This is a genomic window from Serratia sp. ID 25-353 (assembly GCF_054792795.1).
Genome location: NZ_CM139236.1, coordinates 1711374 through 1725152, shown reverse-complemented (window position 1 = coordinate 1725152; position 13779 = coordinate 1711374). Strand labels below are relative to the sequence as shown.

The 13779-nt window shown below is 59.7% G+C and carries 12 protein-coding genes and 1 riboswitch; of the genes, 4 read left to right on the top strand and 8 right to left on the bottom strand.

The window, feature by feature from the left end; genetic code table 11:
* Window positions 1-14 precede the first annotated feature (14 nt).
* Window positions 15-1064 (bottom strand): dipeptidase, encoded by a 1050-nt coding sequence (locus tag ACYF6X_RS08220; RefSeq protein ID WP_130018296.1) that lies wholly within the window; start codon window positions 1062-1064, stop codon window positions 15-17.
* A gap of 414 nt (window positions 1065-1478) precedes the next feature.
* Between ACYF6X_RS08220 and ACYF6X_RS08215 the strand changes: the two genes are divergently transcribed.
* Window positions 1479-1949, top strand: coding sequence for a DUF2846 domain-containing protein (locus ACYF6X_RS08215; protein ID WP_033653174.1), 471 nt, complete (start codon window positions 1479-1481; stop codon window positions 1947-1949).
* Between the two features lie 116 nt (window positions 1950-2065).
* Here ACYF6X_RS08215 and ACYF6X_RS08210 read toward each other — a convergent pair whose 3' ends face one another.
* The 4 genes from ACYF6X_RS08210 to ACYF6X_RS08195 form a co-directional block, all read right to left on the bottom strand.
* Entirely contained in the window at window positions 2066-2962 is an 897-nt protein-coding gene (locus tag ACYF6X_RS08210) for a LysR family transcriptional regulator (protein ID WP_107226183.1), read from the bottom strand.
* 141 nt (window positions 2963-3103) lie between these two features.
* Window positions 3104-4573: a pyridoxal phosphate-dependent decarboxylase family protein gene (locus ACYF6X_RS08205; RefSeq protein ID WP_130018297.1), complete on the bottom strand. Its 1470-nt coding sequence runs from the start codon at window positions 4571-4573 to the stop codon at window positions 3104-3106.
* Between the two features lie 18 nt (window positions 4574-4591).
* Window positions 4592-5974, bottom strand: coding sequence for a diaminobutyrate--2-oxoglutarate transaminase (locus ACYF6X_RS08200; protein WP_071845411.1), 1383 nt, complete (start codon window positions 5972-5974; stop codon window positions 4592-4594).
* 505 nt (window positions 5975-6479) lie between these two features.
* The gene (locus tag ACYF6X_RS08195) at window positions 6480-7700 is read right to left on the bottom strand and encodes an NADH:flavin oxidoreductase/NADH oxidase family protein (RefSeq protein ID WP_063989860.1); all 1221 of its coding nucleotides are present in this window, start codon (window positions 7698-7700) and stop codon (window positions 6480-6482) included.
* 72 nt (window positions 7701-7772) lie between these two features.
* On the opposite strand from ACYF6X_RS08195, the gene ACYF6X_RS08190 reads away from it, so the two are divergent.
* Window positions 7773-8195 (top strand): MerR family transcriptional regulator, encoded by a 423-nt coding sequence (locus ACYF6X_RS08190; protein ID WP_063989861.1) that lies wholly within the window; start codon window positions 7773-7775, stop codon window positions 8193-8195.
* Here the strand turns inward: ACYF6X_RS08190 and eno are convergent.
* From eno to ACYF6X_RS08175, 3 genes are read right to left on the bottom strand one after another with little or no spacing between them, the layout of a single operon-like run.
* Window positions 8182-9465 (bottom strand): phosphopyruvate hydratase, encoded by a 1284-nt coding sequence (eno, locus tag ACYF6X_RS08185; protein WP_130018298.1) that lies wholly within the window; start codon window positions 9463-9465, stop codon window positions 8182-8184. The two genes, ACYF6X_RS08190 and eno, sit on opposite strands and share 14 nt — an antisense overlap.
* 16 nt (window positions 9466-9481) lie before the next feature.
* Entirely contained in the window at window positions 9482-9910 is a 429-nt protein-coding gene (locus tag ACYF6X_RS08180; protein WP_130018299.1) for an adenine nucleotide alpha hydrolase family protein, read from the bottom strand.
* A gap of 3 nt (window positions 9911-9913) precedes the next feature.
* The gene (locus ACYF6X_RS08175; RefSeq protein ID WP_130018300.1) at window positions 9914-10660 is read right to left on the bottom strand and encodes a DHH family phosphoesterase; all 747 of its coding nucleotides are present in this window, start codon (window positions 10658-10660) and stop codon (window positions 9914-9916) included.
* Between the two features lie 39 nt (window positions 10661-10699).
* Window positions 10700-10775: riboswitch (Fluoride riboswitch) on the bottom strand.
* A 168-nt stretch (window positions 10776-10943) separates the two neighbouring features.
* On the opposite strand from ACYF6X_RS08175, the gene ACYF6X_RS08170 reads away from it, so the two are divergent.
* The gene (locus ACYF6X_RS08170; protein WP_130018301.1) at window positions 10944-12824 is read left to right on the top strand and encodes a diguanylate cyclase domain-containing protein; all 1881 of its coding nucleotides are present in this window, start codon (window positions 10944-10946) and stop codon (window positions 12822-12824) included.
* A 70-nt stretch (window positions 12825-12894) separates the two neighbouring features.
* Window positions 12895-13743 carry an AraC family transcriptional regulator gene (locus ACYF6X_RS08165; protein WP_130018302.1) on the top strand — a complete coding sequence of 283 codons (849 nt, stop codon included), beginning with the start codon at window positions 12895-12897 and terminating at the stop codon, window positions 13741-13743.
* Window positions 13744-13779 lie beyond the last annotated feature (36 nt).

Genomic DNA, 13779 nt, shown 5'->3' with positions numbered 1-13779 from the left:
AAAGCGTAACCGGGTTATTCACCCCAGGTGGCGGCGAGCACGTTCAGCCAGTTGCGCCAGGTCAGCTTCTCCAGCAGCCGGTTATCGAACCCGGCCTGTGCCAGCGCTTGCGTCAGCAGCGGCAGGCCACCGACATCCGCCAACGGTTGCGGTACGTTGACCCCGTCAAAATCAGAGCCAAATCCCACGCGATCTTCACCAAGTTTAGCGATCAAATACTCAACGTGTTTAACAATTTCTGTTAAGCCGGTTGTTGCACTGTCACGTTTGCCGTCCGCACGCAGGAAGGCGGTGCCGAAATTGACGCCGACCATCCCGCCGCTCTGGGCGATGGCTCCCAGCTGTGCGTCGGTCAGGTTGCGCGGCTGCGCGCAGAGGGCGTGGGCGTTGGAGTGTGTAGCGACCAGCGGCGCGCGGCTCAACGCGGCGGTTTGCCAGAAGGTTTTTTCGTTCATGTGCGAGACGTCGATCATGATGCGGCGGCGGTTGCAGGCGCGGATAAGCGCCTCGCCGGCCGGCGTCAGGCCAGGGCCGGTATCGGGTGAGCCGGGGAACGACCCGCTAACGCCGGTGCCGAAGGCGTTCGGCAGATTCCAGAATGGCCCGATGCTGCGCACGCCAAGCCGGTAGAAGGCCTCCAGCTGCGTCAACTCCGCATCGATCATGCCGGCGCCTTCAATATGCAGCACCGCGGCGATTTGTCGGTTGAGGCGGCACTGCTCTATCTCGGTGGCGGTGCGACAGATGCGCAGCTGCCCCTGAGAAGCCTGCTCCAACTGTTGCAGGATGGCGATTTGCCGTTCGGCGATCGCCAGCGGATCGAAGGTGGCCTGCGCCTCGTCCTGCGTTTGGTTGCGCATCTGGGCGATGTAGCTGACCGGGGGAATAAATACCGCGAACAGTCCGCCGAAAAATCCGCCGCGCCGCATGCGGGAAAAATCGAGGTGGCCCGGCGTGACGCGGGAATAGAAGGCGGCGGCCGGATCGTCGTCGTGCTGCAGCCACAGATTGAGCAGCAGGTCGTTATGGCCGTCGAACACCGGCCAGAGGGGGGGAAGCGTCATGGGCATTTCACTGAGTCAGGCATCGTGAACGCTATGTTCTCCCATCGAGCGAGGGGGAACAACCCCCGCGCAGCGGGGAGATTCTGAATGCAGTGGACATACGGAGATTAACCTGAACGAAATTATTTTCGGCCAGTGGCCAAGGAAGTTTAAACGTGCGAATCAGCGCTGATTAGGCCAATTAAGTTGATGATTCTGTAATATTTTAGACATTGATTCTTGAATCAAATTTTATTTGTGGCAATATCGTCATCGCGTGTCTGTTGGGCACGATTTATCCCCTAACTCACTGTTTGAAAATGAATTTATCCACCATCAATATAATAACTGTTAGTTATGTTTAATGTGATAATTAAATGTTCACAGTGTATTAAGCGTTGTTCCTTGCTTCATTTTTATACCGAAGGATTTTTCATGACCAAAAGACTACTCCTCTGCGCCTCACTGGCGAGCGCATTATTGTTAAGCGGGTGTGCAAGCATCCCCCTCGCAACAGATCAAGAATCAGCGCACGCCAAAAGTTTCCCGGCGCTGGATGAAAACAAAGCGGGCCTCTATATTTATCGTGACAGTTTTGTCGGCAAGGCGCTGAAGAAAGATGTTTATCTTGACGGCAAATGCGTGGGTGAGACCGCGGATAAAACGTTTTTCTATACCCAGGTTGACGGCGGACAACAGCATAAAATCTCTACCGAATCTGAATTTTCTCCTAACGATCTTTCCATCTATACCGAAGCGGGGAAAAATTACTTCGTAAGACAATACATTAAGATGGGAGTATTCGTCGGTGGTGCCGGTCTGAGTCAATCGACAGAGGACGAAGGCAAACGTGTTATCTCTAAAGCTGCGGTAAAACTTGCCAAGGGCGGCCATTGCGATAACTAATGCGCAGTGACCGTGGAGTTTCAGGGTTATTCCTCCTGAAATTCCCATTATCTATTTAAACCTTCGCTGTTTACTTTACGATTATGAACGGAGTGACGATGTCACTCCGTTTTTCTTTAACGACAAACGCCCAACACCAGCTGCCGCAGCCAGCGGTGATCCGCCTCGGCATCCAGGCGCGGGTGCCACATTTGCGAGACGGTAATGGGCGGCGTTTTCACCGGCAGCTCGAAGACGCGCAGCGGGCCGCCCGCCGGTTGAGTATGCAGGAAGGAGGCGGGCAGCAGCGCCAGCAGGTTCGAGGCCTGCGCCACCGCCAGCGCGGCCGGAAAGCTCGGCACCACGGCGGCAATCTGGCGCGTCAGCCCCAGCTCCGCCAGCGCGGCGTCTACCGGCCCGAGGATGCGCCCGCTGCGCGAGGCCACCACGTGGCCGCAGGCGGCGTAGTCGGCGGCGCCGATCTCCGGCTGCTGCGCCAACGGGTGCGCGGTTCTCATCACGCCGACGAAGCGATCGCGGAACAGCGCCTGCAGGCGGATTTCCGGGCCCATGTCACCCAGCACGCCAATCTCCAGATCGACCAGTCCTTCACGCAGGGGGCGGTCGCTTTTCTCCGGCTTGGGCGCAAAGCGCAGTCGCACACGCGGCGCCTGTTCGGCAGCAGCGGCGATCAGCGCCGGGCCGAAGGCTTCGACGAAGCCGTCATTAGCGCGCAGCGTAAAAGTCCGATCCAGCACGGCGGGATCCAATGCCCCCTGCGCCGGGCGCAGCACCGCGCGCGCTTCGAACGCTGCGTGCCGCGCCCGCTCGCGCAGCGTTTCGGCATAGGGCGTCAGCACCATATGGCGGCCGGCGCGCACCAGCAGAGGATCGCCGGTGGCCGCGCGCAGCCGGCTGAGGGTGCGGCTCATCGCCGAAGCGCTTAAACCGAGACGCCGTGCGGCGCCGGCAACGCTGCCCGCCGTCAGCAGCGCGTCGAGTGCGATCAACAGGTTGAAATCCGGATCGGTCATGCGTGGGTGTCCTGTTGTGCTGGAAATGCGGGAAGGTGTTTGCTGCAGTATATCAGCGTAAACGCTGCGTCTCCTGCGATGGAGGATCAATAAAAAAGCCGATAACGGAGGTTATCGGCTTGAGTGGCAGGCTGGACGACGTTACGACGGCAGCTGCTGTGCGGTTTTCTCGACCAGCGCCAGCAACAGCTTGATGTCTTCCAGCGTCACGATCGGGTTCAGCAGCGTCATCTTCAGGCAGGTCACGCCATCGAACTCGGTCACGCCGACGTTGGCGCGGCCCGATTCCAGCAGGGCGTCGCCGATGCGCTGGTTGAACAGCGCGACGGCCGCGTCGCCGTTCGCCGCCAGCTGCGCCGGACGGTAGCGGAACAGCACGCTGGCCAGCTGCGGCTGCATCACCAGTTCCAGCGATTCCTGATCGGCGATGTAACGCGCCACCTGCTGCGCCAGCGTCACGCCATGATCGATGATCTCGGCGTACTGCTTCTGCCCCAGCGCTTCCAGCCCCATCCACAGCTTCAACGCATCAAAGCGGCGGGTGGTCTGCAGCGACTTGGACACCAGGTTCGGCACGCCTTGCGCTTCGTCGAACTCGGAGTTCAGGTAGGCCGCCTGATAACGCATCAGCTCATAGTGACGCTCGTCTTTCAGCAAGAAGGCGCCGCAGCTGATGGTTTGGAAGAACTGCTTGTGGAAGTCCAGGGTAATGGAGTCCACCAGTTCCAGGCCGTCCAGGTAGTCGCGGTACTGCTCGGAAAGCAGCAGCGCGCCGCCCCAGGCCGCATCCACGTGCACCCAAATCTGCTGCTCCGACGCCAGTCGCGCGATGTCGCGCAGCGGGTCAATGGCACCGGCGTCGGTGGTGCCGGCGGTGGCGACAATCGCCATCACCTGCTCGCCGTTGGCCTTGGCCTGCGCCAGTTTTTCCGCCAGATCGTTCACGTCCATGCGGGCGAAGCGATCGGTTTTCACCAGGGTGACGGACTGATAGCCGAGGCCCATCAGCGCCATGTTCTTCTGCACCGAGAAATGGGCGTTTTCAGAACAGAACACCTTCAGCTTGCGCAGATCGCCTACCAGGCCGTCCTGCTGCACGGAGTGGCCCTGACGCGCGAAGAACGCATCGCGCGCCAGCATCAGCCCCATCAGGTTGCTCTGGGTGCCGCCGCTGGTGAACACCCCGGCGTCGCCGGGCTGGTAACCGACCTGGGCGCGCAGCCACTCGATCAGCTTCATTTCGATCAGCGTAGCCGACGGGCTTTGATCCCAGGAGTCCATGCTCTGGTTGGTGGCGTTGATCAGCACTTCGGCGGCCTGGCTAATCACCAGGCTCGGGCAGTGCAGGTGCGCCACGCACTGCGGGTGGTGTACCGACAGGCTGTCTTTCAAAAAGTACTCGATGGCGCGCTCGATCGCGGCCTGGTTGCCCAGGCCTTGCGGGGTGAAGTCGAGCGTGATGCGCTCGCGCAGTTCGGCCACGCTTTTGCCCTGATACATTTCAGGCTGTTGCAGCCACTGCACGACGGCTTCACTGCTCTGCGCGATCGCCTGGCGGTAAGCCTCGGCGCTGTGCGCCGAGGAAGCCAGAATCGGGTTTAACTTGGACATCGCGGTCATTCGCTCCAATCAGACTGGCTTGACGCCGGCGGCCAACAGCGCCTGCTCAAATTTATCCAGGAAAATACCCAGCTCATCATTGGTGATCAACAGGGAAGGCAGCAGACGCAGCACACAGCCATTGCGCCCGCCGCGCTCCAGGATCAAACCGGATTCGAAGCATTTTTTCTGCAGCAGCGCAGACAGTTCGCCATCGGCCGGGTAGCAGCCCATGTGATCCTGCGCTTCGTTCGGCTTGACGATCTCGATGCCGATCATCAGGCCCAGGCCGCGGACGTGACCGATCACCGGATAACGTTTCTGCAGCTCGGCCAGTTTGCCTTTCAGCCATTCGCCCTGCGCGGCTACTTTGTCGGCGACCTTGTGTTCTTTCAGGTATTGCAGGGTGGTCAGGCCGGTGGCCATCGCCAGCTGGTTGCCGCGGAAGGTGCCGGTGTGGTGACCCGGTTCCCAGGCGTCGAACTCTTTCTTGATGCCCAGTACCGCGAGCGGCAAGCCGCCGCCGACCGCTTTCGACATCACGATGATGTCCGGCTCGATGCCTGCGTGTTCGAAAGCAAACAGTTTGCCCGTACGGGCGAAACCGGCCTGAACTTCGTCGATGATCAGCAGAATGCCGTGTTCCTGCGTCACTTTACGGATGCGCTGCAGCCACTCGGCCGGTGCCGGGTTAACGCCGCCTTCGCCCTGAACGGCTTCCAGGATCACCGCCGCCGGTTTACGCACGCCGCTTTCCACGTCGTTGATCAGGTTGTCGAAGTAGTAGGTCAGCGCCTTGACGCCGGCTTCACCGCCGATGCCCAGCGGGCAGCGGTATTCATGCGGATAAGGCATGAACTGCACTTCCGGCATCATGCCGTTGATCGCCGCCTTCGGCGACAGGTTGCCGGTGACCGACAGCGCGCCGTGGGTCATGCCGTGATAACCGCCGGAGAAGCTGATTACGCCGGAACGGCCGGTGTGCTTTTTCGCCAGCTTCAGCGCGGCTTCCACCGCATCGGCGCCGGACGGGCCGCAGAACTGCAGGCAATACGCTTTGCCTTCGCCCGGCAACAGAGAGAGCAGGTAATCGGAGAAACGATCTTTTAACGGGGTCGTGAGATCGAGGGTATGTAACGGCAAGCCGCTGGTAATGACATTTTGGATGCTTTGCAGGACGTCGGGGTGATTATGTCCAAGAGCCAACGTTCCCGCCCCGGCCAGGCAATCAAGATATTGATTATTCTCAACATCAGTGATCCAAACGCCCTGGGCTTTCGCAATTGCCAACGGCAATTTGCGCGGATAACTCCTAACATTCGACTCAAATTCGGCTTGGCGCGCCAAATAGGTTTCATTGTTTCCGTTTAATGAGTTTGCAACTAAAGTATCAATACGGACTTTATCCGTCATCATATCTCTCCTACAACCGAAGGTCTCAACACGCTCCGATTGAATTAATGAATTAGAAAAGTAACTGCCTTGTGAAAAGCGCGACCAATATATGGCTTTTTCGCCCGGGACTCAATAGCCGATTTTGTTTTGAATTGTTTGCTTTTTTCTTAGGCTCATCAATATGTTGTTGATTTGTTGACCGTTGGTTTTGCCGGCAAAAAACAACATATCGTTAACATGGCACAAAAATCCGTTCCGTCGCCAACCAGCAGGCGGCTTTAATACGCTTATTAATAAGGTGAATTTCCGATTAATAACATAAATAGGAAATAGCGGCTTATTTTTATCTATTCACCACCTTAAGTCCTATAGCGTTTATATACACAAAATTTGTGATGAATATAAATGGCCAACCGTTAAAAGCGCAGCATCCAGATCGGTGATTTCTTTCAGATTTCACGTAGCGCGATCAAAAAAGCGCGATTTTTACGCAGCGCCGGCCGGTTCGCCGGCGCCGTTGTCGTTAACGTTGCCGTAACCAGGCGTGGTAGCGCTGCAGGATGCGGCGGGTACGCCACTGATCGACGATCAGCGTGAACAGCGGGGAGTAGCGCACGCTGCGCGGCCGATTGTCACTCAGCGCGCGCATTCGGCGCTTGACCAACGCCATGCGGGCGAGGGACGCCATCGCTTTGCTGCGCCAGGTAACCGGGGCAGGCAGCGCATGGGGGGCCGCACCGGTTTGCCAGCGCCGCGGCAGATCGGGCACTTCCGCCATGGCGGTGGCGATGCCGGCGACCGCGACGCCGCTGTCCAGCACCCGCTGCGCCACCGAAGGACGGGCGATACCGCCGGTGGTCATCACCGGCATGCGGGCCACTGCGGCAAGATCGCGGGCGAAGGACAAAAAATAGGCTTCCCGCGCCAGGGTGCGGCCGTCCGCCGTTTCACCTTGCATCGCTGGGCTTTCGTAGCTGCCGCCGGACAGTTCGATCAGATCGACCGGCAGGTCGTTCAGCATCAGCACCACCTGGCGGGCATCGTCCGATGAAAAACCGCCGCGCTGAAAATCGGCGGAGTTCAGTTTGACCGCCACGCAAAAGCCTGGCGAGACGCGCTCACGCACCGCACGCACCACCTCCAGCAGCAGGCGGGCGCGGTTCGCCAACTCGCCGCCCCAACGATCGTTGCGTTGGTTGGTCAGCGGCGAGAGAAACTGGGAAATCAGGTAGCCGTGCGCCGCGTGGATCTCCACGCCGGTAAAACCGGCCTGTTCGGCGGCGTGCGCGCTGGCGGCGAAGCGCGCGATAACCTCGGCGATCTGCGTTTTATCCATCGCCTGCGGCTGGGCGAACAGCTTGCTGTGCTTGCCCATCGCCAGCGGGATGGCGGAGGGCGCCCATGCGTTGCCGCCCATGTTCGCCATCACCTGCCGGCCCGGGTGGTTAAGCTGCATCCACACCTGCGCGCCGCCCTGGCGTGCGGCCTTGGCCCAGGTTTCGAACGGGGCGAGCGGCGTGTCTTGTTCCAGCACCACGCCGCCGGGGCCGGTCATGGCGCGGCCGTCGATCATCACGTTGCCGGTGATGATCAAGCCGGCGCCGCCTTCGGCCCAATGGCGGTATAAGCGCCACAGCGCCGGGCCGGGCAGTTGGCCCGGCCCGGCCAGATTTTCTTCCATCGCCGCCTTGGCCAGACGGTTGGTCAGGCGGCTGCCGTTGGGCAGTGTCAGTGGGGTAAACATCGGTTTTGCGCTCCTGTCGTAAGGGGAATGGCGCTATACTAGGTTTAAAGTTAACTTTAAGGTCAATAGGGCATGAAGATCGGAGAATTGGCGCAGCGCGCCGGCGTGGCTGCCTCAGCGATACGCTACTACGAGCAGTTGGGGTTGCTGCCGAAACCGGTGCGCGGCGTCAACGGCTATCGGGTCTACGGCGATAGCGCGCTGGAGCGATTGCACCTGATCCAAATCGGCCAAAATCTGGGGTTTTCGCTGCAGGCGATCCAACGCGTGCTGGCGCTGCAGGGCAGCGCTTATCAGGATGGGTTGATACGTGGCGTCGATGAACGGCTGGCGGAGATCGAGCTGATGATGGCCACGCTGGATGAACAACGAGAAACCTTGTTGACGACCCGGCTGACCTTATTGGAGTCCGGTGTCGCCGGGCTGTGCCAAGCCAAGGGCGAAAAACAGGCCGACGCATCGCCGGCCCGGCCGGCAAAGCTTAGCGGCGTTTAAAGGCGGAACGCCCGGCATACACCGCCGCGGCGCCCAATTGGTCTTCGATGCGCATCAGCTGATTGTATTTTTCGATGCGCTCGCCGCGGCTTGGCGCGCCGGTTTTCAGATGGCCGGCTCGCATCGCGACCGTCATGTCGGCGATAAAGCTGTCGACGGTTTCGCCGCTGCGGTGTGAGATAAAGGTGCCCCAGCCGTTCGCCTGGCAGAGCTGTACGGCGGCGAAGGTTTCGCTCAGCGTGCCGATCTGGTTCAGCTTGATCAGCGCCGCATTGGCCAACCGTTCATCAATCCCGCGCTGGATGTATTTCACGTTGGTGACGAACAGATCGTCGCCGACCAGCTCCACCTGATCGCCCAGGGCGTCGCTCAGAATACGCCAGCCGGCCCAATCGTCCTCGGCCAAGCCGTCTTCAATCAGCACGATGGGGAAGTCCTGCACCAGCCGCTGGTAATAGGCCGTCATCTGGGCTGCGTCCAACTCGAGGTTCTCGCTGCGCAGGCGGTACTGGCCGTCGGCGTAGAATTCGCTCGAGGCCGGATCCATGCAGATCGCGATATCTTCTCCCGGCCGGTAGCCGGCTTTCTCTATCGCCTGCACGATCAGCTCCAGCGGCTGGCGGTTTGAGGCGACCGCCGGCGCGAAACCGCCTTCGTCGCCGACGCCGACCGACAGGCCTTGCGCCAACAGGATTTGGCGCAGCGTCTGATAGACTTCACTGCCCCAGCGCACGGCCTCGCGCAGCGACGGCGCGCCCAGAGGGGCAATCATAAACTCCTGAAAGTCTGCTCCTTGCCAGCGGGCGTGCACGCCGCCGTTGATGATATTCATGCAGGGCACCGGCAACAGGTTGGCGCCGATGCCACCCAGATAACGATACAGCGGCAGTTGCGACAATTGCGCCGCGAGGCGGGCGGCGGCCAGAGAAACGCCGAGCAGGGCGTTGGCCCCCAATCGGCTCTTGTTCTCGCTGCCGTCCAGCGCGATCAGCCGGCGGTCAATCTCCGCTTGTTGGCGCACATCCACCCCGCGCAGCGCCTCATTGATCGCCGTTTTGACGCTGTGCACCGCCTCCAGCACGCCTTTGCCGCCGAAACGGTGCGGATCGCCGTCGCGGTGCTCCACCGCCTCTCGCGACCCGGTGCTGGCTCCCGAAGGCACCGAAGCCCGGGCCACGACGCCCCCCGCGCTCATGTCGACTTCGACGGTTGGGTTGCCGCGCGAATCCAGGATCTCTCTGGCGGTTACGTTTTCAATCTCATAGCTCATGGATGATCACCTCATTCTAGGGAGTAGGCACGTGCTTTATCAGCACGTCGATCGACAAATGGTTGATGAATTCGAAGCCGAAGGAGGCAAAGACGCCAAACGGTCGGTTCTGATGGCCGAGTAGCAACAGATCGATGCCTTCGCGGGCAATCAGGGCTTCAACGTCTTTGAAGCGATGGATGCTGACGATTGCGCGCACCTCCAAGGGGATTGAGCAGTCTTCCACCAGGCGGCTGAGCATGGCTTTGGCGGCGATCACCTCGCTGGACTGGCGATCTTTGGTCAGCGAATCGCTGAGGTAGTCCAGCTCGGCATAGTCGGCGCTGATGTGCGCCACGGTAATGTGCGTATTCATCTGCTGATTGAGGTGTTCGGCATGGCGCAACAGCCGCCGGCCGTCGCGTTCATCCTGCACCAGCAGTAAAGCATGTTGATAGAGCGACATGACTTATCTCCCTGCGTTAGCGATCTGGAGGGTTAACCACGGTAAAACCTCTTTTTTCCGGCTCGTCATATCGGGCAGCGATACCTGACGAATGTCGAGCACCCGGTTTGACGAGAAATACAGAGTGGAGCGGCGGCGGGTGATATCGGTGACCAGCAGCGCGGTCATCTCCAGCCCGGCTTCCTGCTTCGCTTGTTCAAGCGCCTGTTGCAGGGCGGGCAACAGCGGATCGATGTCGCGCATGGCCCGCACTTCTATCTGCGACAGCAGCAGCGTGGCCTGCGCGGCGTTAAGTGGCATCGGCTTTTCTGCCGTCAGGATCTGCAGGATCACGGTGGCGCAACAGCCGACGGCGCGCACCCAGACATCGGGCGGGTTGCGGGTGACTAACGTGCCCAGCCGATGATGGTCGATAACGCCGACCACGTCGCTGTCGGGCAATGAGGCCGGCCCTTGTTCGACGTCGGTAAAATCGACCAGCCAGACTTTACGGTCACGAAGATCGCCTTTCAGCAGCGCAGGCGCTTGCACGCCGGCGGCGGCCAGTATGTAGCGGGTTTCCGGCGTCAGGTCGCCAAGGCGGAAAGCCACGGCCGGTTTGCCGAGGTGATTGAGCCAGTCCGCGACCACCAGTGCGCTGCAGATGCTGTCGCTGTCGGGATTTTTATGGCCGAAAACGTACAGGGGCATTTCCCGCACGGCGAGATCGGGCTGGGTCGGAAAAGGGGTAAGACGTGAGATTTCATTCATAGCGACTCCTGACATACCTGCCTAAAAATAAAGCGAAGTTGTATATCAGGCGTCATCATCCGGTTCGAGTGAACGCGGCGGTTGGGAAAGGTGGAACACCATCACCTTGTGAACGACTGTAGCGCAGCGCGGTGGCAAACGCAACGTCCGGCAAAGCTGGCGAGAATGCACAATCGGATTGATACTGAGTGAGTCTATGATGGACAAGGATATTTGCCGCTAACCGACGGAAACGCTGAACGGACTTACTGCCGGATCCGTGGGTGCCACAATGGGAGACAACATGCTCGAACCCTGCTTCCCCGAAAACGAAGCCGAACGCCTGTCGGTATTGAATTCGCTGAACGTGCTGGATTCGAACTCGGTGGAAAAACTGGATCGCATCACGCGGTTGGCGGCGAAATACTTCGGCGTGACCATTGCGCTGGTGTCGCTGATCGACCGGGATCGCCAATGGTTTTTGTCGCGCTACGGTCTGGATCCCCGGGAAACGCCGCGCAATATCTCGTTTTGCGGCCATGCCATCTTGCAACGCGAAGCGTTGGTGGTACCCGATACCGCCGAAGACCCGCGCTTTTTCGATAATCCGTTGGTGATCGGCGGGCCGCGGATCGGCTTTTACGTCGGGCAGCCGCTGCTGTCGCTCGACGGGTTGCCGCTCGGCACGCTGTGCATTATCGATAGCCAGCCGCAGCCGTTTTCCCCGGAACAACTGGCCGATCTGCATGATTTCGCCGCCGTGGTGGAGGAGTACCTGCAAAGCATTGAACGCCACGTCTATACCGAAAACCTGAAGTCCGACCTGCAGCGCACGGAGGCCCTGTTCGAACAGACCTTCGCCCAGGCGGCGGTAGGGATGGCGCTGGTTTCGCTGCAGGGGTATTGGCTGCGGGTAAATCCGCGCATTTGCGAAATGCTGCATTATTCCGAACGTGAGCTGATGGATCGCACCTTCCAGGACATTACCTATCCGCTCGATCTCAACACCGACCTGGAAAAGCTGCAGCAGCTGCTGAAAAATGAAATCAGCACCTATTCGATGGAAAAACGCTATTTCCGCGCCGACGGCTCGATCGTTTGGGTGCAGTTGACGGTGGCGCTCAATCGCTTGCCTAACGGCAAACCGGACCATTTCATCTCGGTTATCGTCGATATCAGCGAGCGCAAGGCGGCCGAGGCCGATCTGTTCGCGTTGCAGCATGAGCTGGAGGAACGCGTCGAAATTCGCACGCGGGAGCTGAACGTGGTGGTGAAAAAGCTCAACGAAGAGATTGAAACCCGGGTGCTCGCCGAATATCAGCTCAGTGCGGAGAAGGAGCGTTTGCGCGCCATTACCGACAACATGCCGGCCTTAATCAGCCAGATCGACGGCAATGAACGCTACCTGTTCGCCAACAGCGCCTACAAAACCTGGTTTGGTCTGGAGGAGTCCAGCCTCAGGGGAATGACGGTGCGCGATTTCATGGGAGAAAGCGTTTATCGGATAGCAAAACCGATGATCGAACGGGCCCTCGCCGGCGAAATGGTGAGTTTTGAGAATGAGCTGCAGACCCGGCAGGGGCTGCTGATGATCCACACCACGCTGGTGCCGTGCGAAGCTCAGGGCTTTTACATTCTCGCCATGGACATCACCGAGCTTAAGCGGCTGCAGCAGCGGTTGGAATATGACGCAACCCACGACATGCTGACCGGATTGACCAATCGCCGCGCGTTTCTACGCCGGTTGTCGGGCACGCTGCAGGCCTGTTGCCATCAGCGGCAGATGGCGCTGTTGTTTATCGATCTCGACGGTTTCAAGGCTCTTAACGACAGCTATGGCCATGAGTTCGGCGATCTGATCCTGAAGACGTTCGCCACATTGCTCAGCGCCTGCGCCGGCGAGCGCCACAGCGTCTCGCGCTTGGCCGGTGACGAGTTCACGGTGATCCTGTGGCCGTTGACGGATCCGCGGCGCGAAGTCAGCGAGTTTTGCGAAAACGTGTTGGCGCATCTGGCCAAAATTACGCAGATCGGGCCGCAGAAGGTGCGGCTTTCCGCCAGCATCGGCGCGGCCATTTCCCCACGCGGCGATGTGACGGAGGAGATGCTGTTGACCCGCGCCGACGGCGCGATGTATCAGGCGAAATCGGCCGGAAAGGGCACTTTCGCCATCTGCGAGTTGTGAGCGTGCAGCGGTGACCGTCTCCGGGTAAGTTGTTTTTCTTTTCCTGTGAGCAGAACTCCGGACTTATTGTATGGCGTCTAATCATCAACACAAAGACTGGCTCGAACTGCGACGCGATGACGAAACCGGCATCGAGAGCGTCAATGCCCACTTTCAGGGGCATGCCTACGATCCTCACGATCATGACGAAATGCTGGTGGGCGTCACGCAGCAGGGTTTGCAGCGTTTCAATTGCCACCGCTCATTGCATACCAGCCGGCCGGGGCGCGCCATGCTGATCGAGCCGGGCGCGGTGCACGATGGCCATGCGCCGCAGGCCGAAGGGTTTACCTATGCCATGCTTTATCTGCCCCAGCATTGGGTATCCGCCGCTATGCACCGCCGTGGAATGGGAGACGCCTCCGTGCTGGAAGGCGCCTTCCACAGCACGTTGACCGACGATCCGATGCTGGCGGCTGCGATACAACAGGCCTTTTTCTCGTTGCACCATAGAGAGGGGCGACTGGCGCGCGATCAAAGCCTGGACCATCTGCTGACGCTATTGTCACGGCATGTCCGAGTCAGGCCGGCTTCCCAACACGATGACGCTTTGGTTGAGATGAACCGCTTACGGGACTATTTGCATGCACATATGGCGGATAATCCCAGTCTGGATGACCTGGCGCTTCAGTGTGGACTGGACCGTTTCCGCCTGACTCGCCAATTCACCCGGGCTTTCGGTCAGTCGCCGCATGCGTATTTGGTTCGGCTGAGGTTGCGCGCCGCACGCTTGTTGTTGGCGCAGGGGGAAGAACCGGCGCAGGTCGCCATGCAGGTGGGCTTTGCCGATCAGAGCCATTTGGGTCGCTGGTTCCAGCGCGCCTACCGTTTATCACCGGCGGCCTATCAACGCCAGTGCACAAATGTTCTATACCGCTGATTTGCCATTTCCGATGATGTGCTTTTAACAGCACAA

Bases quoted from the DNA above. Each gene is read 5' to 3' on its own strand.
- ACYF6X_RS08170 (WP_130018301.1), top strand. From the start codon at position 10,944: ATGCTCGAACCCTGCTTCCCCGAAAACGAAGCCGAACGCCTGTCGGTA.
- ACYF6X_RS08175 (WP_130018300.1), bottom strand. From the start codon at position 10,660: ATGAATGAAATCTCACGTCTTACCCCTTTTCCGACCCAGCCCGATCTC.
- ACYF6X_RS08205 (WP_130018297.1), bottom strand. From the start codon at position 4,573: ATGTCCAAGTTAAACCCGATTCTGGCTTCCTCGGCGCACAGCGCCGAG.
- ACYF6X_RS08195 (WP_063989860.1), bottom strand. From the start codon at position 7,700: ATGTTTACCCCACTGACACTGCCCAACGGCAGCCGCCTGACCAACCGT.
- eno (WP_130018298.1), bottom strand. From the start codon at position 9,465: ATGAGCTATGAGATTGAAAACGTAACCGCCAGAGAGATCCTGGATTCG.
- ACYF6X_RS08190 (WP_063989861.1), top strand. From the start codon at position 7,773: ATGAAGATCGGAGAATTGGCGCAGCGCGCCGGCGTGGCTGCCTCAGCG.
- ACYF6X_RS08210 (WP_107226183.1), bottom strand. From the start codon at position 2,962: ATGACCGATCCGGATTTCAACCTGTTGATCGCACTCGACGCGCTGCTG.
- ACYF6X_RS08165 (WP_130018302.1), top strand. From the start codon at position 12,895: ATGGCGTCTAATCATCAACACAAAGACTGGCTCGAACTGCGACGCGAT.
- ACYF6X_RS08220 (WP_130018296.1), bottom strand. From the start codon at position 1,064: ATGACGCTTCCCCCCCTCTGGCCGGTGTTCGACGGCCATAACGACCTG.
- ACYF6X_RS08200 (WP_071845411.1), bottom strand. From the start codon at position 5,974: ATGACGGATAAAGTCCGTATTGATACTTTAGTTGCAAACTCATTAAAC.
- ACYF6X_RS08180 (WP_130018299.1), bottom strand. From the start codon at position 9,910: ATGTCGCTCTATCAACATGCTTTACTGCTGGTGCAGGATGAACGCGAC.
- ACYF6X_RS08215 (WP_033653174.1), top strand. From the start codon at position 1,479: ATGACCAAAAGACTACTCCTCTGCGCCTCACTGGCGAGCGCATTATTG.